Origin of the sequence: Clavibacter sp. MX14-G9D (assembly GCF_032917815.1) — a bacterium.
Lineage (GTDB): Bacteria > Actinomycetota > Actinomycetes > Actinomycetales > Microbacteriaceae > Clavibacter > Clavibacter michiganensis_K.
Genome location: NZ_JAVCVL010000039.1, coordinates 1 through 17,074, shown reverse-complemented (window position 1 = coordinate 17,074; position 17,074 = coordinate 1). Strand labels below are relative to the sequence as shown.

The following is a 17,074-nucleotide window of genomic DNA, read 5'->3' as shown; positions in this document are numbered from 1 at the left end:
CGACGGTCGCGCCGACGCCGACGCCGACGCCGACGCCGACCGTGGCGCCGACGACCGCGCCCACCCCCGCCCCGACCGTGCAGCCGACCGCTCCGCCCGTCCCCACGCCGCCGGTCGCCCCCACGACCACCGCGCCCGTCGTCGTCGGGCAGCTGACCGTCGGCAGCGCGGTGCGCGCGCTGCCCGGCACCTGGACGCCCACGTCCTCGCCGCTGCGCTACCGCTGGTACCTCGACGGCGTCACCCAGGCCGGCGAGACCGGACCCACCCTGCGGCTCGGCCCGGCGGCCCTCGGCGCGCGCATCACCGTCACCGTCTCGGGCAGCTGGGCCGGGATCCCGGACGTCCACCGCTCCACGACGAGGGCGACCGCCCCCGTCACGGCCGTCGCCGGTGCTGCGGACGGCCTGGGCCATGACGTGGTGGCGATCCTCGGGCAGTCGAACGCGCAGGGCGGCGGCTTCGGCTACGACCCCGCCGTCGACGTCCCCCGCGAGGGCGTCGACCAGCTGGTCGGCGACTGGCAGGACGCGGACTGGGGGCGCGTCGTCCCCGCCGACGACAGCCTCAAGCACGTCACCACCTGGAAGATGACGGACCGGCCGAAGCTCGTCGGCCCGGGCATGACCTTCGGGCGGGCGCTCCTCGCGGACTCCGATCCCGGTCGCCGTGTGCTCCTGGTCCCCGCGGCGCAGGGCAGCACCGCCCTCACCCGGGTGGACGCGGTGCAGCGGTTCACGTGGGATCCGACCCCGGAGCCCGGCTCGGTCGAGGCGGGGCTGACGAACCTCTACGCCAACGCGACGACGCAGATCGACAACGCGCTGGCGCTGGATCCGGACAACCGCCTCGTCGCGATCATCTGGGCGCAGGGCGAGTCGGACGCGAACGCCATCGCCAGCGCCCCCACCGCCGAGGGGCGCGTGGCGGCGAAGGCGAAGTACGCCGATCGCCTCCTCGAGCTCGAGACCGGCCTCGTCACCCGGTACGGCTCCGTGCCGTTCCTCGTCGGCGGCATGGTCCCCGAGTGGATCGGGACGAACGGGCCGCGGCAGGACATCGACGCGGTGCACCGCGACCTGGAGCGGCTGCGTCCGGAGGTCGCATACGTGCCCGGGGTGTCCGGGCACGCGAACGAGGGCGAGGACTTCATCCACTACGACGCGGTCGGCGCGCGGATGATGGGCGCCGGCTTCTACGCCGCGTACCTCCGGCAGACCGCGCGCTGACCCGAGCCCCGGCACGGCCGGGTCGCCGCGCGCCCGCGCGCGTACGGTCGAGGGGAGCCGCCACCCGGGCGGCGGGAACGCGAGGTCACCATGCTCGGAGAGCACCCCGTCGGCGTCGTCCTGCTCACGCAGGACATGGCCGCGTCACGCCGCTTCTACGCCGAGGCCCTCGGGCTCGAGGTGGCGGAGGAGTCGGAGTCGGCCATCACCTACCGCTCCGGCGGCACCGACCTCACGGTCACGTCCAGCACGGTCGGCTCGCAGGACGAGCAGACGAAGGCGTCGTGGAAGGTGCGGGACCTCCGCGCCGAGCTCGACCAGCTGGCCGAGCGCGGCGTGCACCCCGAGGAGTACGACACCGACGAGCTGAGGACCGTGGACGGCATCGCGGACCACGCGGGCGTGTGGTCCGCGTGGATCACCGACCCCGACGGCAACTCGCTCGGCATCGAGCAGCCCAAGTAGCGCGCGGCGCTCGGCGGGCGGCGCGCGCGGGCAGCGCGGGCGGGCGGAGGGCGAGGGGCGCGCGACCGGGACCCGCGGGGGTCTCCCGTACGGTGGGACGACCGTCCGCCCGACGGGATTCGACACCCCTCCGGAGGACCGCATGGCCGCATCCACCCGCCTCCTGCCGCCGCGCTTCAGCGACCCGCGGCTCGACGGCCTCGCCGACGGCGACCCGTCCGACCTCGACGCGCACGCGTCGTTCGAGCGGCTCCGCTTCGCCGACGCCGACCTCACGGACGCCGACCTCGTCGACGTCGGCTTCGAGGAGTGCGTGCTGGAGCGCCTCCGCCTGCACGAGGCCGACCTCACGGCCGCGAGCCTCGTGGACGTGCTCGCCTCGCGCCTCGACGCCCCCGTGCTGAAGGCCCCGCGCATGCGCATGCGCGACGTGCGCCTGGAGGGCTCGCGGGTCGGATCCGCCGAGCTCTACGACTCCACGCTCTCGTCGGTGCACATCGTCGACTGCCGCCTCGGCTTCGTGAACCTGCGCGGGTCGAAGATCACCGATCTGCTCATCACCGACTGCGCCATCGAGGAGCTGGACCTCCGCGGCACCGCCGGCATGCGCATCGCGTTCGCCCGCACCACCATCGGCACGCTCGACCTCGGCGACTCGAGCCTCACCCACCTCGACCTCCGCGGCGCCGAGATCCTCGACCTCGACACCCCGGACGGCCTCCGCGGCGCGGTCCTCGACTCGAACCAGCTCATGGCGCTCGGCCCGGTCTTCGCGCGGCACTTCCGGGTGCGCGTCGAGGACTGACCGCGACGCCCGCCGCGGGGCGGACCCCGGCACTCCCGAGGAGGCCGCCGGGCGCGATGTCCGGCTAGTCCGCGGACGCCCGTGCGGCGTGCGCGAGCAGCCGCTCGACGAGCATCCGGCGCAGCTCGAGGGACGACCAGCCGTGGTCCGCGCCCTCGACGGCCGTGAAGGCGGCACCGGGCATGATCCGGGCGTACCGCTCGCCGTACTCGAGGGGCACGACGTCGTCGGCGGTGCCGTGCAGCACGTCCACCGGGCCCGGGTACGCGGCGGCCGGGCCGTAGACGTCGACCCCGGCGAGCACCTCGTCCGCGAAGCCCAGGCCGAGGCCCATGCCGTCGACGTCGACGATGCCCCGGGTGCGTGCCGCGGGGAGCGGCTTCCCGAGGACCCGGTCGTGCACGGTGATGTCGTCGACGACGGCGCCCGCGGGCGACCACAGCGTGAGGCTCGCGACGAGCTCGGGGGCGCGGGCGGCGGCCAGCGCCGCCTCGACCCCGCCGAGGCTGTGGCCGACGACGTGCACGGGCCCGCCGGCGTCGCGGGCGAGCGCGCGGATCATCGCGGACACCTGGTCGACCTCGTCGAGCAGCCGCACGTCGGCGAAGTCGCCGTCGCTCACCCCGTGGCCGAGCCGGTCGTAGGAGCGCACCGCGATGCCCGCGGCGACGAGCGCGCGGGCCGTCGGCACCCAGAGGCCGTGCCCGCCGGATCCGGTGTCGCTGAACCCGTGCACCAGGAGCGCGGCGGGGGAGCCGGGCCGTACGGTGCCGTGCTCCCAGCCGCGGAGGATCCGCCCGCCGTGGTCGAGCTCGAGTTGGGCGACGCGGGTGCTGGGGGTGCTCATGGGTCGATCGTGCCACCCGCCGGGCCATCGCCCGCGCGGCGCGCACCCTCGATGCCGTGCACGCGGCGCGCTGCGGGAAGACGCGACATCGAACCGCCGCGCATCAGCGCCCGTGGACCTGTGGATGGGGCCTGATCATCACTCCGCAGGAGGTGGACACTGCGAGTCATCCGATCACTCGAGGCTGGCGATGGCCGCCCCTCGGAGAACAAGGGAGTTCAGATGGTCCACTCGTCCATGTCTCGACGCATAGCGGCGGGAATCGTCGCATCGGCTGCACTCATTCCCGCATTCGGCGCCACCTCGGCTCAAGCCGCTGAGCTGGCGCCCGCTCATGCGACCCAGTCGATACCCATGGCCTTCGGTGGGTACGACTCAGGGGTGGCCGCCGCTCACGGATACGAGATCATCACCGCCCTGGGCGGCATGCAGTTCAGCGTGCCCGTCACGGATGCCGCGAGGAAGGAGGCCCAGTCCGCGGGCACTGCCGCGGGAGACTGCGGGACCTCCTTCGTCAACGCCGCGAAGCTGAGCAACGACACGCTGGCCGTGACCACCGGATATCAGGTCCCGTTCCCGGTCGCGGAGAAGACATGGCGCGTCCTCGCGCAGTCACTCCTCTCGTCGCACGTCTTCCCGTGGGACGGTCCGAGCGGCGGCGCCTGGTCCAGTCAGGCGGCCGCGACGGTCCCTGGCCCTGGAGTCGCCGGAGTGACGGCGGGATCGCACGTGGTCGGCACGAACGGGCGCGTGTGCTACTCGGGTCTGCCGACGGCGGCATTCGGATGATGCGCCCCGCAGGCGCCGTCGACGTGCTGAGCGTCGTCCGGCAGGCGACCGGACGGGGGCTCTGAGATGTGGGGATCGCCCGAGAGCGGCTCCTCCCCGTCGGACGCCGCGGGCGTCGCGGTGATCGACAACGACGAGTTCCTCCTCAAGCTCCTCTTCCTCCGGGACAGGCTCGGTGTCGAAGCGGCGGACGTCCCCGCGTCCCTCGCGCCGGTCGAGCCCTGTCCGCCGGTGCGACCGGAGGAGGGCATCCAGGCGGCAGAGGAGATATCGCGTCGATGGGCCATGATGCTCGACTGGCTGGTGGGAGCGAGAGGGCGAGCCGGTGCGACGCACGCGGTGCTGACCGCGCAGGACCGGGAGCGGCTGCGAGAGGTGCTGCCGCCTCCGCAGGTCCTGGAGCCCATGGAGCTTTTGGACCTCGATGCCTTCGGCCGCTGGTACGCAGGCATCCCCTCGCATGCCACGGAGGCGGTCGAGCGTGGCGATGAAGCTGCGCATCGTGCATCGGTCGACGCTGAGTCGCGAGGTCTCCGGGTCATCATCGTGCTGCCCGTCTCGGAGCCGACCGCCCGGACGATCCACGAGCATGCCCTGCTCCTGTCCTGGGGCGTCTACGCCGACGCCGCTCGCAGGAGAGACGCCCTGAGGGCGTTCGCGAAGGTCTAGCGGATGACCTCCGCCGGCGTGCGGGCCACCGCTTCCCCGCCCGCGTTGAGGCGGGCCAGGTAGCCGGCGAACGCGTCGAGGTCGGCGCGCGTCCAGCCGCCGAGGCCGCGGATGAGGCGGCTGCCGCCCTGGACGTCGTCGGCCTCGATGCCCGCGCGGCCCACCTCGGTGAGCGCGAGCACCCGCACCCGGCCGTCCTGCGCGTCGGCGCCGACCTCCACGAGCCCCAGCTCCTGGAGCTGGCGCACCTGGCGGCTGACGACGCTGCGGTCGACGCCGAGCTGGTCGGCGACCGCGCTCGCGTGCGCGCTGCCGCAGCGGCGGATCACGCGGAGCATCTTGTAGCCGATGGGCGGGAGCTCCGGGTGGATCCGCGCCGCGGCCTCCCGGGTCGTCGCCCGGATCCGCGCCGCGAGGGCGGTCATCTGCTCCTCCACCTCGGCAATGCCCGCGGCGACGCCGTCGGCGACGCCGCGGGAGTCCCCCGCGGCGTCGCCCCCGGCGGAGCGGTCCTCGTCGGTCATCGGCGGGAGTCGGCCCCGGCGTCCTCGGACTCGGGGAGGCGGATCGACCCGGTGGGGTTGGCCTCGCCGGCCGGCGTGAGCGCGACGGCTCCGGCGGAGGCGCCGATGAGCGCGTCCTCGGCGTCCTCGCGGTGCACGTCCCGGCCGTCGGTCGCGGGGGTCCCGGCGCTCTTCAGCTGCACGGCGTTCTTGCTGCCGAGCTGGGCGTTGGGCAGGAAGATGACCGCGAGGAGCGAGACGATCGCGAGCGGCACGCTGTAGAGGAACACGTCGCCGATGCCGACGCCGTACGCGCTCTCGACCACCACGCGGACCGCGGGGCTGAGCTGCGAGACCTGCGGGATGACGCCGGAACCGAGGGCCTGCGCGGCCGCGGCCTGGTCCGCGGGAGCGAGCCTGGTGATGCCCGCGGTGATCTCCGACGCGATGATCGTGCCGAGGATCGAGCCGAGCACCGAGACGCCCACCGTGCCGCCGAGGCTGCGGAAGAACGTGACCGCGCTGGTGGCGACGCCGAGGTTCTTGACCTCGATGGCGTTCTGCACGACGAGGACGAGGTTCTGCATCAGCATGCCGAGGCCCGCGCCGAGCACGAACATGTAGATGCCGACGAGCACGAAGTCGGTGTCGTAGCGGAGCGTGGAGAGCAGGCCCGTGCCGGCGACGATGAGGACGGCGCCCGTGATCATGATCGCCTTCCACTTGCCGCGGCGGCTGATCAGGTTGCCGAACACGGTGGAGGAGATGAGCAGGCCCGCCATGAGCGGGATGGTCAGCAGGCCCGACTGGGTGGGCGTGGCGCCCCGGGAGAGCTGCATGTACTGCGCGAGGAACACCGAGGTGCCGAACAGCGAGATGCCGACCGCGAGGCTCGCGAGCACCGACAGGGTGAAGGTGCGGTTGCGGAACATGGTGAGCGGGATGATCGGCTCGGCGACCTTGAGCTCCGTGACCACCGCGGCGATCAGCAGCACGACCGCGCCGGCGGCCATGAGGTACGAGGTGCCCGAGGCCCACTCGAACTGCTTGCCGGCCTGCGAGACCCAGATGAGCAGCAGCGAGACGCCGCTGGCGATGAAGACCGCGCCGAGGTAGTCGACGTGCACCTTGCGCTTCGGGTGGGCGGGCAGGTGGAGGGTGACCTGCAGCAGGATGATCGCGATGATCGCGATGGGCAGCGCGATGAAGAAGTTCCAGCGCCAGCCGAACGCGTCGGTCACGACGCCGCCGAGGAGCGGGCCGCCGACGGTGCCGACGGCCATGACCGCGCCGAAGAGGCCGGCGTAGCGGCCGCGGTCACGCGGGCTGATGATGTCGGCCATGATGATCTGGCTGAGCGCCGCGAGGCCGCCGGCGCCGAGGCCCTGGAGCACCCGGAAGGCGATGAGCGTCTCGGTGTTCTGCGAGAAGCCGGCGAGGGCGGAGCCGAGCACGAAGGTCGCGAGCGCGAGCTGGATGAGCAGCTTGCGGTTGAACAGGTCGGCGAACTTGCCCCAGAGCGGCGTGCTCACGGTGGTGGCGAGCAGCGTGGCGGTGACGACCCAGGTGTACCCGGACTGGTCGCCCTTCAGGTCGCTGATGATGATCGGCAGCGAGGTCGAGACGACGGTGCCGGCGAGGATCGACACGAACATGCCGAGGAGGAGGCCCGAGAGGGACTCGAGGACCTGGCGCTTCGACATGGATCCGTCGGCCGAGACGGTGCGGCGAGGGGCCTTCGCGGGTGAGGCGGTGGCCGGGTGGTGCTGGGACATGTTCCTCCGGGTAGTTGACTACCAGCAACCATATGCCGGTGGTGGACACCTGTCAACTATCTCCTGCCGAGGATCCGCTGCGCTCCCGCAGCGCGCCGCCGCGGTCGGAGTAGACCGGAGGGGAGCGTCGGTCGACCGACCGGCCTCGAGACGAGGAGGACTCCCATGGTCGATTCGGTGGCGACGGTCTGGCTGCCCGTGCAGGACATGACGCGCGCGGTGGCGTTCTACCGCGACACGCTCGGGCTCACGGTCACGAGCGAGGACGAGGACTGGAGCGAGGTGGACGCGGGCGGGCTCACGATCGGGCTCAACGCGCGCGAGGAGGCGGGCGGGTCGTCGAGCGGCGGCGCGGTCGTCTCGTTCATGCCGGAGGGCTCCCTCGAGGACGAGCTCGAGCGCCTCCGCGGGCGCGGCGCCGAGATCACGGGCGAGGTGAGCGAGCACGCGTGGGGCCGCATCCTCCCCTTCCAGGACAGCGAGGGCAACGACCTGCAGCTGTACTCCCCGCCCGTCGCGGGCTAGGCGCTCAGCCGAGCGGCTCGAGGTGGACGTGCACGGGCGCGCCGACCTCGAGCGCCTGGGCGTCGCGGACGGCGCGCTTGACCGGCAGCATCCACGTGCCGTCGCCCTTCGGGAACACGGAGGTGCGCCAGGTCGTCAGCCCCACCCGGACGCGCACCGGCACCGACCCGAACCCGCGGCGTCCCGCCTCGCCCAGCTCCTGCAGCATCCCGCCGAGCTCGACGGGCACGGTCACGCTGGTCATGAACTCGCGCCGCGCCTCCCACACCTCGAGCGGGGCCGTGAAGTCGAGGGGGAGGTCGTCGCTCATCCCTCGACCCTAGGGCGCGGTCACCAGCCGGCGCGCTCGGCGACGAGCGCCGCCACGGCGGAGGGATCCCGGTGCGTCGTCTCGACGGTCAGCCCGCCGAGCCCGGCCGCGTCGATGATCGCGGCGAGCTCGGGGGCGCGGGCGCGGTGCCAGGCGAGGGCGTCCGCGTCGTCGGGGTGGCGGGCGCCGAGACGGGTCTGCACGGCGTGGGCGTCGACCGTGAGCCGGACGACCAGCAGGTCGCGCGCGCCGAGCGCCTCCGCGTAGGCCGGGAGGTCGTCGGCGCGCTCGACCACCGCGGCGACGACCACGACGCGCGCGCCCGCCGCGCGGTAGTTCCGGGCGAGGTCGCGCAGGTTGAGGAGCTCGACGCGCTGCTGGAACGGGTCGTCGTCCGGCGCCGGACGGAGCAGGCGCACGGCGTCGGAGTCGACGAGGGCGTGGGGCACGCCGCGCTCGCCGAGGAGGTCGCCGAGCGCGTGCATCGTGGTGGTCTTGCCCGCGCCGACGGTGCCGGTGAGGAGGACCGCGTCGGTCACGGCCGGCCCGGGCGGGGCGCGTCGTCGTCGACGACGTCGGTGTCGCGCGCGAGCGGGTCGAAGGCGGCGGCGTCGTCCCCGCGGCGGCGGCGCGCCCGCAGCTTCCCTAGGTTCGCGACGGCCAGGAACTCGAAGTACAGGCCGCCGACCAGCAGCACGGCCGCCTGGATCCACGGCGGCACCCAGTCGTAGCGGCCGGATCCGTCGCCCTGGGAGAGATCCGGGGACGTCACGAGGATCGCGATGCCGACGGCGAGGAGGACCGCGCCCAGCACGGCCGCGGCGACGACCCTCGTCATGGTGGGCACCTGCGGCTCGCGGTCCGCCTTCTCGCGGGCGCGGCGGCGCACGAGGGTCCGGGCGACGGTGAGCGCCACGACGACGAGGACGACCAGGATGACGAGGGGCGGTTCCATGCGCACCACGCTACGGACGTGCGCTCCGCCTGATGCCGAGCGCCGCGCCCCCCCGTCCGAGCCGGGTGCGCTCAGCCCCCGGCGAGCAGGTCGCGCTCGATGTCGCTCCCGGTGGCCGCGACGAGCTCGAAGGCGGCCGCCCCGGTGCGGATGGTGACGGTCGACGTGCCGGCCCACCGGGGGTGCGGCGCCGTCGCGGTCGACGTGATGGCGCGCCGGAGGATCCGCAGGCGGTCGAGCGACAGCGTGGCGGTGCGCCGGCGCAGCACGGGCTCGCGGCGGGTGACGAGGAGCAGCTCGCGCGGGGTGGACGCGGCCACGGCGCCGGCGGCGCTCATCGGGCGGAGGCGCTGCAGGATGCCCCGGAGCCCGGTCGCCGTGGGGATCAGCGGGGTGCGCGGGCGGGACGACAGCCGGCGCAGCTCCGGGTCCCGCGCCGCCAGGTCGCCGTAGGCCGACGCGACGCCGGCCTCGTCCTGGCCCACGTCGACGCGCGGCGTCGCCCGCGACGGACGCGCGGGAGAGGCGACGCCGACGCCGGCGGCCCCGCTCGCGAGCGCGACCAGCAGCTCGGTGAGCTCGAGGACGACGTCGACGGACGCGCCGTTGAACGGGATCCGCAGCGCGCCGCCGTCGGCCGCGTGCACCGTGAGCAGGCCGTCGAGCAGGTCCACGCTGTCGCGGATGGCCACGACCTCGGCGAAGGGGATGCGGCGCACCGCGTACCCGGACCCGTCGCGCGACAGCACCTCCAGCGCGTCGTCGCCCACGACGAGGAGGTGCTCGTACAGGTCCATGGAGGGGTCGGTGTCGCGCCGGGGGATGTCGCGCGGGACCTTGAGCACCAGTCGCGCGGCGAACGGGTCCACCCCGTGCGGGCGGAAGAGACGCGGGATCTCCTTGGTCGTGCGGACCGTGCCGATCCACGGGCCGAAGGCGTCGTGCTCGGCTGTCCTGGTGTGCGGGGTCACCTCGCGACCGTATACCGCGCGTCGCGCGGAACCCCGGGGTGCGCCGCTCCTCGCGGCGGCACGTCATGCGCCGCCGAGGTGACGCCGCGCCTCCGGGTCAGGACTCGATCAGCTCCCGCTCGGGCGGCACGGCGGTCCAGAGCGCCACGACCCGGCGGGCGAGCGCCTGCTCGAGGCCGCCGAGCGCCTTGACCACGAAGATCGTGGTGCGCGCCGGGGATCCGGCCTTCGAGAAGCCGCGGTCCACGGCGCGCACCCACGTCTCCGCGGCGATCTTGGCGGTCGAGTAGTTGGCGCCGCCGGGATACGGGCGCTGCACCGCGGTGGAGGACACGATGGCGAGGCGGCCCGCGTCCGACGCCTGCAGGTCGGCGTCGAACGCGCGCGTGGTGTTGCGCAGCGTGGTGACGAGCCGCTCGTGCAGGAAGTCCCAGTCGTCGTCGGTCTGGCCCTCGAGGCCGTTGCCGCCGCGCCAGCCGCCGACCAGGTGGATCAGCCCGTCGACGCCGCCGAGGCCGTCGCGGATCCGGTCGGCCAGCTCCACGACGGCCGCGTGGTCGGCGAGGTCGCACACCTCACGGCGGGCGGCTTCGACGCCCGCGAGGCGACCCGCGTCCGTGCCCACCGCGACGACGCGCGCACCGGCCGCCGTCAGGGCGGCGGAGACCGCGCGACCCGCGGCGCTCGACGCGCCCGCCACCACCACCACGCGGCCGTCGACGCTCATGCCGCCTGCCCCGTGATCCCGGCGGTGGATCCGATGACGTCGCGCATCTTCCTCTCCAGCGCCTCGAAGAACATGCTGAGCGGGAACTCGTCGTCGAGCACGAGGTCCGTCAGCCCCTTCGGCGGGCCGTCGAGCGGCAGGGCGTCGGGGCCCTTCGCCCAGACCGACGCCGGGTGCGGCGTGACCGTCTCGGTGACCATCGCGTAGGCGGCCAGCCAGTGCGCGGTCTTCGGCCGGTCGATGGAGCGCCAGTACAGGTCGTTGACCCGGTCGGCGAGCGCGACGACCACGTCGGCGACCTCGTCCCAGTCGATCGTGAGGCGCGTGTCGGTCCAGTGCAGCACGTGGTGCTGGTGCAGCCACGCGAACAGGAGCTGGCCGCCGAGGCCGTCGTAGTTGCGCACGCGCGACCCGGTGATGGCGAAGCGGAAGATCCGATCGAAGATGACCGCGTGCTGCACCATGCCGGCGCGCTCCAGTAGGGCGTCGTCGGCGGCGCTGCGCTCGACGGGGTCGACCGCGGCGAGGCGGCGCTGGATGGCGACGGCCTCGCGGAACGCGGTGAGGTCGCAGCGCAGCTCCTCGATCGAGTAGAGGAAGAACGGCATCCGCTGCTTGATCATGAACGGGTCGAACGGCAGGTCGCCGCGCATGTGCGTGCGGTCGTGGATGAGGTCCCACATGACGAAGGTCTCCTCCGCGAGGCGCTGGTCCTCCAGCAGGCGGCGCGCGTCCTCCGGCAGCTCGAGCTTCGTGACCTCGGCGGCGTGGCGCACGACGCGGCGGAAGCGGGCGGCCTCGCGGTCGGCGAAGATCGCGCCCCAGGTGAACGTCGGGATCTCGCGCATGGCAACGGTCTCGGGGAACAGCACCGCCGAGTTCGTGTCGTAGCCGGGCGTGAAGTCGAGGAACCGGATGGGGACGAACAGGGCGTTGCCGTAGTCGCCCGCCTCCAGCTCCGCCACGAACTCCGGCCAGACGACCTCGATCAGCACGGCCTCGACGAGGCGGCTGGCGCTGCCGTTCTGCGTCGTCATCGGGAAGACGACGAGGTGGCGGATCCCGTCGATCCGGTCCCGCTGCGGCTGGAACGCGGTGAGCGAGTCGAGGAAGTCGGGGACGCCGAGCCCGTCGTCGACCCAGCGCGCGAAGTCGACGTCGAGGGCGGCGAGGTAGGCGCCGTCGTGCGGGAACAGCGGGGCGAGCGCCCGGACGGACTCGCGGATGGCGCCGACGAGGCGCGCGGCCTCCGCGTGGTGCGCCGCGTCCGGCACGGAGCCGTCCTTCGCCTGCAGCGGCTGGAGGGCGACGGCGGAGGCCTTGAGGTCGAGCCAGGCGGGGGAGGAGGCGACGGCGGCCACGTCCTCGACGACCTCGGGCTCGCCGATGACGGCTGCGGCGGTGGGGGCGGCGTGGGACATGGTTCGACCTCCGATCGTGCGGGTGGCGTGCGGTGACTCCACCGTAACGGCGGGTTCGGCGCCAGATCGTGTCCGTCGAGCCGGTTCCGCGCGTGGTTCCGCGCGGCCGCGCAGCATACGTGCGTGGCGGGGTGCGGCTACGCCTCGTCGTCCCACGGGACGGGCGTCGTGGTGCCCGCCTCGTGGTCGCGGCGGATCACGCCGTAGGCCACCGAGGCCCGGGCGGCGCCTCCCGCGACCGGCCAGCCGTCGCGGTAGTGCGCCTCCTTCGCGAAGCCGGCGCGTACGAGCACGCGGCGCATCGCCCGGTTGTCATCGCGCGTCTGCGCCTCGAACCGGACCACGTGCGGGTACGTGCGGAACACGTGGTCGGTGAGCGCCCGCACGACGGGCACGCCGAGCCCCCGGCCCCGCCACCGCTCCGCGAGGCGGAGGTCGAGCATGACGCCGGGATCCTCGAGGTCGTCGAGCACCGCGAGGCCCACGCGCCCGGACCCCGCGACCTCCACCCACAGCGCCTCGTGGTCCGGGGCGCGGAAGGCGCCCTCGGCGATGCGCCGGTCGACGTCCCGGGCGCTCGGCTCGGGCGTCATGTGGAACGGGAACGCGCTGCCGGTGAGGAACGCGCGGAGCCCGTCCGCCTCCGCCTCCGCGTCCACCCGGACGAGCGCGATCCGCGGCGCGGCCGTCACCACGGCGGTCCGCACAGGTCGAGGTCGCCGTCGGCGGGGGCGGGCAGCCGGCCCGGGCGGATCATGGTCGGCTCGTAGTCGAGCACGACGCGCTCGCCGTCCTGCTCCATCCAGGTGGTGCCGGAGAACGGCTCGAAGCCGACGCTCGCGTAGAACGGCACGCGCGCCGGGGCGCAGATGAGCATCGTCATGTCGGGGCCCTGCGCGTCGATCGCGGCGAGCGCCCGCTCGAGGGCCGCGCGGGCGTAGCCGCGGCGGCGGAGGGCGGGCCACGTGGCGACGCCGCCGATCCCGGCGAGGCGCACGGGCTCCCCGTCCAGGAGGCCGTCGCGGTGCACGACCACGACCATCGCGGCGACGCCGCCGTCGGGATCCCGGGCGATGGCGGTCTCGTCCGGGTCGGCCCAGCGCATGAGGCTCGCCGGGTCGTCCGGCGGCAGGGTGAACGCCGCGTCGGTGAGGGCGCCGGTCGCGGCGCGGTCCTCGGGGCTCAGGTCGGCGGAGGGGTGCAGCTCGGTGATCACGTCGCTCCTCGGGTCGTGCGGGCCTCGTCGCCCGCCGTCCCATCATCCCGGGAGGGGGTGGACCGCGCGTGGCTAATAGTGCTAGCTTTTGGCTAACGCGGTAAGCCATCGTGTGGATCCCATCTGGAGGCGGGCATGACCGAGCACCTGACCATCGACGGCGGCACGCTCGCCTACGAGCTGAGCGGCAGCACCGGTCCGCTCCTCGTGCTCGCCCACGGCATGGGCGACAGCCGGGAGGCGTACCGCTTCCTCGCTCCCCTCCTGGTCGAGGCCGGCTACCGGGTCGCCGCAGTGGACCTCCGCGGCCACGGGGAGTCGAGCGTCGGATGGGCCGGGCACTCCCGCACCGACATCGCCGGCGACCTCATCCGGCTCGTCGAGCATCTGGGCGGCCCCGCGGTCCTCGTCGGCCACTCCATCTCCGGCGGTGCCGTCACCATCGCCGCGGCGACGGCCCCGCACCTCGTCACCGCCGTGGTCGAGCTGGCGCCGTTCACCCGGAAGCAGTCGCTCTCCCTCTCCGACCTCCGGAACCCCGCCTTCCGCCGGGGCATGCGCCACCTCCTGGGCACGACCCTGCTGCGCAGCTCGCGGGAGTGGCTGCGCTACCTCGACGTCGCGTACCCCGGCATCCGGCCCGCCGACCACGCCGCCCGCCTGGAGCGGATCCACGCGATGCTCGCCGAGCCCGGCCGGATGCAGGCGCTCCGGGCCATGGGCTCCGGCACCCCGGCGGACGCCGGCGCGCAGCTCGGGAACGTGCGATGCCCGGTCCTCGTGGTGCAGGGCGGGGCCGACTGCGACTGGGCCGACCCCCGGGCCGAGGGCGAGGCGATCGTCGCCGCCCTGCCCGCGGGCCTCGGTCGCCTCGTCGTGATCGACGGCGCCGGGCACTACCCGCACGCGCAGCACCCCGCCGAGGTGGCGACCGCGATGACGGCCTTCCTGGCGAGCGCGCATGCCTAGGGCCGGCCTCGACACCGCTGCGGTCGTCGCCGCCGGCGCCGACCTCGCCGACGAGATCGGCTTCGCCGAGCTGACCATGGGCCGGCTGGCGGAACGCGTCGGAGTGCGCACGCCCTCGCTCTACAAGCACGTCGCCGGCCAGGACGACCTGACCCGCCGCATCGCCGCGCGCGCCCTCGACGAGGCGGCGGACGCGATCGGCGCCGCCATCCAGGGGCGCGCGGGACGCGACGCCCTGCGGGCCGCCGCCCACGCGCTCCGCGGGTTCATCCTCGCCCACCCCGGCCGGTACGCCGCCACCGTCGGCGTCGAGGTCACGGGCCCGGACGATCCCATCGCCGTCGCGTCGGCGCGCGGGCTCGAGCCCTTCGTCGCGGTGCTCCGCGGGTACGACCTCCCGCAGGCCGATGCCACTCACGCGCTGCGCGCGCTCCGCAGCGTCTTCCACGGCTTCGCCACCATCGAGGCCGACGGCGGCTTCCAGTGGGGGACGGCGACAGACGCGAGCTTCGACTGGCTCATCGACATGGTCGACCTCGGCCTGCGCGCGAAGCCGGGGGAGTAGCGCCTCCTCCGATCGTGCGCGCTCGCTTGCACTCACGGCCGCGAAGTGCAAACATGCACTCCATGACAGATGGTGCAACTGGGCTCCGCGAGCGACGGCGGGTGGAGACGTCGGCGCGCCTGACGACCCTCACGCGTCGGCTCACCGCGGAGCACGGCCTCGCCGGCTTCACGGTCGAGGAGGTGTGCGACCGGGCGGGCGTCTCGCGGCGCACCTTCTTCAACTACTTCGCCTCCAAGGAGGACGCCCTGTTCGGGCGCTCCACCCGCCTCGACACCGCCGACCTCGAGGACGCGTTCGTCGCCGCGGGCGATCCCCGGGATCCGGAGCTGTCGCCCACGCTGCTCGACGACCTCGCCGACCTGTGCCTCGCCCGCTGGTCGCGGCTCGACATCGACGGCACATCCATGCAGGACATGCACGCCGCCATGCGCCGCGAGCCCGGGCTCCTCATCCGCGCGATCGAGGCGTCCGTGGAGGACGAGGACAGCGACACGCTCCTCGTCGAGCGCCGCGAGGGCCTGGAGCGCGGCGACCTGCGCGCGGCCGTCGTGGTGCAGATCGTCACGTCCCTCGGCCGCGCGAGCGGACGCGAGTACCTCGCGCCCGGCAACGCCGACCCCATCGACCTGATCCTCCGCCGGCGCCTCGCCGCCGCGCGGGAGGTCGTCCACCCCGCACCCGCATCCACCCGCCAGCCCGAACGGACCCCATGACCGCCACCGCCCCCGCGCCCCTGCTGCTCACGCAGCGGCGCATCTGGATCATCTTCTCGGCGCTCATCGCCGGCATGCTCCTGTCGAGCCTCGACCAGACCATCGTCTCCACCGCGATGCCGACCATCGTCGGCGAGCTCGGCGGCGTCGACCACCAGGTCTGGATCACCACGGCCTACCTGCTCGCCACCACCATCGTCATGCCCGTCTACGGCAAGTTCGGCGACGTGCTCGGGCGCCGGAACCTGTTCCTCGCGGCCATCGCGATCTTCACGCTCGCCTCGGTCGGCTGCGCGTTCGCGGGCGACTTCTGGTCGTTCGTCGTCTTCCGCGCGGCCCAGGGCCTCGGCGGCGGCGGGCTCATGATCCTGTCGCAGTCGATCATCGCCGACATCGTGCCGGCCAACCAGCGCGGCAAGTACCTCGGCCCGCTCGGCGGCATCTTCGGCCTCTCGGCGGTCGGCGGCCCGCTCCTCGGCGGCTTCTTCGTCGACCACCTCACCTGGCAGTGGGCGTTCTACATCAACATCCCCATCGGGATCGCGGCGTTCGTCGTCGCCTTCATCACGCTGACGCTGCCCAGCAAGAAGGCCACGAAGCGGATCGACGTGGCCGGGGTGCTGCTCCTGTCCATCGCCACGACGTGCCTCATCTTCTTCACCGACTTCGGCGGCGACACGGCGTACGGCTGGGGATCGCTCGTCACGTGGGCCTTCGGCCTCGGACTCGTGGTCGCGGCGTCGCTGTTCGTGTTCACCGAGTCGCGCGCCGAGGACCCGATCATCCCGCTGAGCCTGTTCCGGAACCCCGTGTTCGTGAACGCCACCGCCATCGGCCTCGCGCTCGGCATCGGCATGTTCGCCGCGATCGGCTTCGTGCCCACGTTCCTGCAGATGTCCACGGGCACCTCGGCGGCGGTGTCGGGGCTCCTGCTCCTGCCCATGATGGTGGGCCTCATCGGGATGTCGATCCTCTCGGGCATCCTCATCACGCGCACCGGGCGCTACCGGATCTTCCCCATCGTCGGCACGCTCCTCACCATGCTGGCGCTCGTGCTGATGACCTCGCTCACGGCCCAGACGCCCGTGTGGCTCATCTGCGTGTTCCTCTTCGTCTTCGGCCTGGGCCTGGGCCTCATCATGCAGGTGGTCGTGCTCGTGGTGCAGAACGCGGTGCCCGCCGCGCAGATCGGCACCGCGACCAGCACGAACAACTACTTCCGCGAGGTGGGCGCCGCGCTCGGCACGGCCGTGTTCGGCACGCTGTTCACCACGCGCCTCACCGAGAACCTCACGAGCGTGTTCGCCGGCGCGGGCGCGGCCCCGGGGGATGCGGCGGCCTCGGCCAGCAGCATCGACCCGCAGACGCTGAGCACCCTGCCGGGCCCGGTGCGCGACGGCATCGTCGACGCGTACGCCGACGCGCTGGCGCCCGTGTTCTGGTACCTCGTGCCGTTCATCGCGATCGCGTTCGTGCTCTCGCTGCTGCTGAAGCAGATCCCGCTGTCGGACGTCGCCGGGCTCGTCGCCCGCGGCGAGGCGGTGGGCGGCGAGGAGGCCGAGCGGCTCGAGGCGGAGCAGCGCGCCGCGGCGCGCACCGGCGGGCGGGGTGGGCGGT

Annotated in this window: 21 protein-coding genes; 10 read left to right on the top strand and 11 right to left on the bottom strand. The window is 73.7% G+C overall.

Annotated elements, in window-relative coordinates; genetic code table 11:
- The 3 genes from Q6969_RS05725 to Q6969_RS05715 form a co-directional block, all read left to right on the top strand.
- The coding region (locus Q6969_RS05725) for a sialate O-acetylesterase (RefSeq protein ID WP_317229572.1) at positions 1 to 1,229 on the top strand (1,229 nt) is incomplete at its 5' end.
- Positions 1,230 to 1,319: 90 nt separating this feature from the next.
- Complete coding sequence (locus Q6969_RS05720; RefSeq protein ID WP_317229571.1) at positions 1,320 to 1,694, top strand: VOC family protein; 375 nt, start codon at positions 1,320 to 1,322, stop codon at positions 1,692 to 1,694.
- Between the two features lie 142 nt (positions 1,695 to 1,836).
- Positions 1,837 to 2,499 (top strand): pentapeptide repeat-containing protein, encoded by a 663-nt coding sequence (locus tag Q6969_RS05715; RefSeq protein ID WP_317229570.1) that lies wholly within the window; start codon positions 1,837 to 1,839, stop codon positions 2,497 to 2,499.
- Positions 2,500 to 2,563: 64 nt separating this feature from the next.
- On the opposite strand, the gene Q6969_RS05710 is transcribed toward Q6969_RS05715, so the two are convergent.
- Positions 2,564 to 3,346: an alpha/beta fold hydrolase gene (locus Q6969_RS05710; protein WP_317229569.1), complete on the bottom strand. Its 783-nt coding sequence runs from the start codon at positions 3,344 to 3,346 to the stop codon at positions 2,564 to 2,566.
- A 381-nt stretch (positions 3,347 to 3,727) separates the two neighbouring features.
- Between Q6969_RS05710 and Q6969_RS05705 the strand changes: the two genes are divergently transcribed.
- Positions 3,728 to 4,135, top strand: coding sequence for a hypothetical protein (locus Q6969_RS05705; RefSeq protein ID WP_317229568.1), 408 nt, complete (start codon positions 3,728 to 3,730; stop codon positions 4,133 to 4,135).
- A gap of 120 nt (positions 4,136 to 4,255) precedes the next feature.
- Positions 4,256 to 4,804 (top strand): hypothetical protein, encoded by a 549-nt coding sequence (locus tag Q6969_RS05700; RefSeq protein WP_317229567.1) that lies wholly within the window; start codon positions 4,256 to 4,258, stop codon positions 4,802 to 4,804.
- Here Q6969_RS05700 and Q6969_RS05695 read toward each other — a convergent pair.
- Both Q6969_RS05695 and Q6969_RS05690 read right to left on the bottom strand, forming a co-directional pair.
- Positions 4,801 to 5,328, bottom strand: a complete 528-nt coding sequence (locus tag Q6969_RS05695) for a MarR family winged helix-turn-helix transcriptional regulator (RefSeq protein ID WP_317229566.1) — start codon at positions 5,326 to 5,328, stop codon at positions 4,801 to 4,803. The two genes, Q6969_RS05700 and Q6969_RS05695, sit on opposite strands and share 4 nt — an antisense overlap.
- On the bottom strand, positions 5,325 to 7,082 hold the full coding sequence (locus Q6969_RS05690) for an MDR family MFS transporter (protein ID WP_396335519.1): 1,758 nt from the start codon (positions 7,080 to 7,082) through the stop codon (positions 5,325 to 5,327). The genes Q6969_RS05695 and Q6969_RS05690 overlap by 4 nt, the downstream gene beginning before the upstream one ends.
- 165 nt (positions 7,083 to 7,247) lie before the next feature.
- Here Q6969_RS05690 and Q6969_RS05685 point away from each other — a divergent pair, with 165 nt between their 5' ends.
- A complete protein-coding gene (locus tag Q6969_RS05685; protein ID WP_317229565.1) occupies positions 7,248 to 7,607 on the top strand; it encodes a VOC family protein in 360 nt (119 codons plus the stop codon).
- 4 nt (positions 7,608 to 7,611) lie between these two features.
- On the opposite strand, the gene Q6969_RS05680 is transcribed toward Q6969_RS05685, so the two are convergent.
- The 8 genes from Q6969_RS05680 to Q6969_RS05645 all read right to left on the bottom strand — a co-directional run bounded on the left by Q6969_RS05680 (position 7,612) and on the right by Q6969_RS05645 (position 13,207).
- Positions 7,612 to 7,917: a DUF1905 domain-containing protein gene (locus tag Q6969_RS05680; protein ID WP_317229564.1), complete on the bottom strand. Its 306-nt coding sequence runs from the start codon at positions 7,915 to 7,917 to the stop codon at positions 7,612 to 7,614.
- A gap of 20 nt (positions 7,918 to 7,937) precedes the next feature.
- Positions 7,938 to 8,456: an AAA family ATPase gene (locus Q6969_RS05675; protein ID WP_317229563.1), complete on the bottom strand. Its 519-nt coding sequence runs from the start codon at positions 8,454 to 8,456 to the stop codon at positions 7,938 to 7,940.
- The gene (locus Q6969_RS05670; protein ID WP_317229562.1) at positions 8,453 to 8,872 is read right to left on the bottom strand and encodes a hypothetical protein; all 420 of its coding nucleotides are present in this window, start codon (positions 8,870 to 8,872) and stop codon (positions 8,453 to 8,455) included. Before Q6969_RS05670 ends, Q6969_RS05675 begins: the two co-directional genes overlap by 4 nt.
- 71 nt (positions 8,873 to 8,943) lie before the next feature.
- Complete coding sequence (locus tag Q6969_RS05665; protein WP_317229561.1) at positions 8,944 to 9,843, bottom strand: hypothetical protein; 900 nt, start codon at positions 9,841 to 9,843, stop codon at positions 8,944 to 8,946.
- Positions 9,844 to 9,940: 97 nt separating this feature from the next.
- Positions 9,941 to 10,570: an SDR family oxidoreductase gene (locus Q6969_RS05660; protein ID WP_317229560.1), complete on the bottom strand. Its 630-nt coding sequence runs from the start codon at positions 10,568 to 10,570 to the stop codon at positions 9,941 to 9,943.
- Entirely contained in the window at positions 10,567 to 11,991 is a 1,425-nt protein-coding gene (locus Q6969_RS05655) for a DUF6421 family protein (RefSeq protein ID WP_317229559.1), read from the bottom strand. The genes Q6969_RS05660 and Q6969_RS05655 overlap by 4 nt, the downstream gene beginning before the upstream one ends.
- A gap of 137 nt (positions 11,992 to 12,128) precedes the next feature.
- Positions 12,129 to 12,686 carry a GNAT family protein gene (locus Q6969_RS05650; RefSeq protein WP_317229558.1) on the bottom strand — a complete coding sequence of 186 codons (558 nt, stop codon included), beginning with the start codon at positions 12,684 to 12,686 and terminating at the stop codon, positions 12,129 to 12,131.
- Positions 12,680 to 13,207 carry a GNAT family N-acetyltransferase gene (locus Q6969_RS05645; protein ID WP_317229557.1) on the bottom strand — a complete coding sequence of 176 codons (528 nt, stop codon included), beginning with the start codon at positions 13,205 to 13,207 and terminating at the stop codon, positions 12,680 to 12,682. Before Q6969_RS05645 ends, Q6969_RS05650 begins: the two co-directional genes overlap by 7 nt.
- Before the next feature lie 135 nt (positions 13,208 to 13,342).
- Between Q6969_RS05645 and Q6969_RS05640 the strand changes: the two genes are divergently transcribed.
- From Q6969_RS05640 to Q6969_RS05625, 4 genes are all read left to right on the top strand, one after another.
- Positions 13,343 to 14,176, top strand: coding sequence for an alpha/beta hydrolase (locus Q6969_RS05640; protein ID WP_317229556.1), 834 nt, complete (start codon positions 13,343 to 13,345; stop codon positions 14,174 to 14,176).
- Positions 14,169 to 14,741 (top strand): TetR/AcrR family transcriptional regulator, encoded by a 573-nt coding sequence (locus tag Q6969_RS05635; RefSeq protein ID WP_317229555.1) that lies wholly within the window; start codon positions 14,169 to 14,171, stop codon positions 14,739 to 14,741. Before Q6969_RS05640 ends, Q6969_RS05635 begins: the two co-directional genes overlap by 8 nt.
- A 62-nt stretch (positions 14,742 to 14,803) precedes the next feature.
- Positions 14,804 to 15,457 (top strand): helix-turn-helix domain-containing protein, encoded by a 654-nt coding sequence (locus Q6969_RS05630; RefSeq protein ID WP_317229554.1) that lies wholly within the window; start codon positions 14,804 to 14,806, stop codon positions 15,455 to 15,457.
- The coding region (locus Q6969_RS05625) for a DHA2 family efflux MFS transporter permease subunit (protein WP_317229553.1) at positions 15,454 to 17,074 on the top strand (1,621 nt) is incomplete at its 3' end. The genes Q6969_RS05630 and Q6969_RS05625, both read left to right, overlap by 4 nt.

Bases quoted from the DNA above. Each gene is read 5' to 3' on its own strand.
- Q6969_RS05720 (WP_317229571.1), top strand. From the start codon at position 1,320: ATGCTCGGAGAGCACCCCGTCGGCGTCGTCCTGCTCACGCAGGACATG.
- Q6969_RS05715 (WP_317229570.1), top strand. From the start codon at position 1,837: ATGGCCGCATCCACCCGCCTCCTGCCGCCGCGCTTCAGCGACCCGCGG.
- Q6969_RS05710 (WP_317229569.1), bottom strand. From the start codon at position 3,346: ATGAGCACCCCCAGCACCCGCGTCGCCCAACTCGAGCTCGACCACGGC.
- Q6969_RS05695 (WP_317229566.1), bottom strand. From the start codon at position 5,328: ATGACCGACGAGGACCGCTCCGCCGGGGGCGACGCCGCGGGGGACTCC.
- Q6969_RS05690 (WP_396335519.1), bottom strand. From the start codon at position 7,082: ATGTCCCAGCACCACCCGGCCACCGCCTCACCCGCGAAGGCCCCTCGC.
- Q6969_RS05685 (WP_317229565.1), top strand. From the start codon at position 7,248: ATGGTCGATTCGGTGGCGACGGTCTGGCTGCCCGTGCAGGACATGACG.
- Q6969_RS05680 (WP_317229564.1), bottom strand. From the start codon at position 7,917: ATGAGCGACGACCTCCCCCTCGACTTCACGGCCCCGCTCGAGGTGTGG.
- Q6969_RS05670 (WP_317229562.1), bottom strand. From the start codon at position 8,872: ATGGAACCGCCCCTCGTCATCCTGGTCGTCCTCGTCGTCGTGGCGCTC.
- Q6969_RS05660 (WP_317229560.1), bottom strand. From the start codon at position 10,570: ATGAGCGTCGACGGCCGCGTGGTGGTGGTGGCGGGCGCGTCGAGCGCC.
- Q6969_RS05655 (WP_317229559.1), bottom strand. From the start codon at position 11,991: ATGTCCCACGCCGCCCCCACCGCCGCAGCCGTCATCGGCGAGCCCGAG.
- Q6969_RS05640 (WP_317229556.1), top strand. From the start codon at position 13,343: ATGACCGAGCACCTGACCATCGACGGCGGCACGCTCGCCTACGAGCTG.
- Q6969_RS05635 (WP_317229555.1), top strand. From the start codon at position 14,169: ATGCCTAGGGCCGGCCTCGACACCGCTGCGGTCGTCGCCGCCGGCGCC.
- Q6969_RS05630 (WP_317229554.1), top strand. From the start codon at position 14,804: ATGACAGATGGTGCAACTGGGCTCCGCGAGCGACGGCGGGTGGAGACG.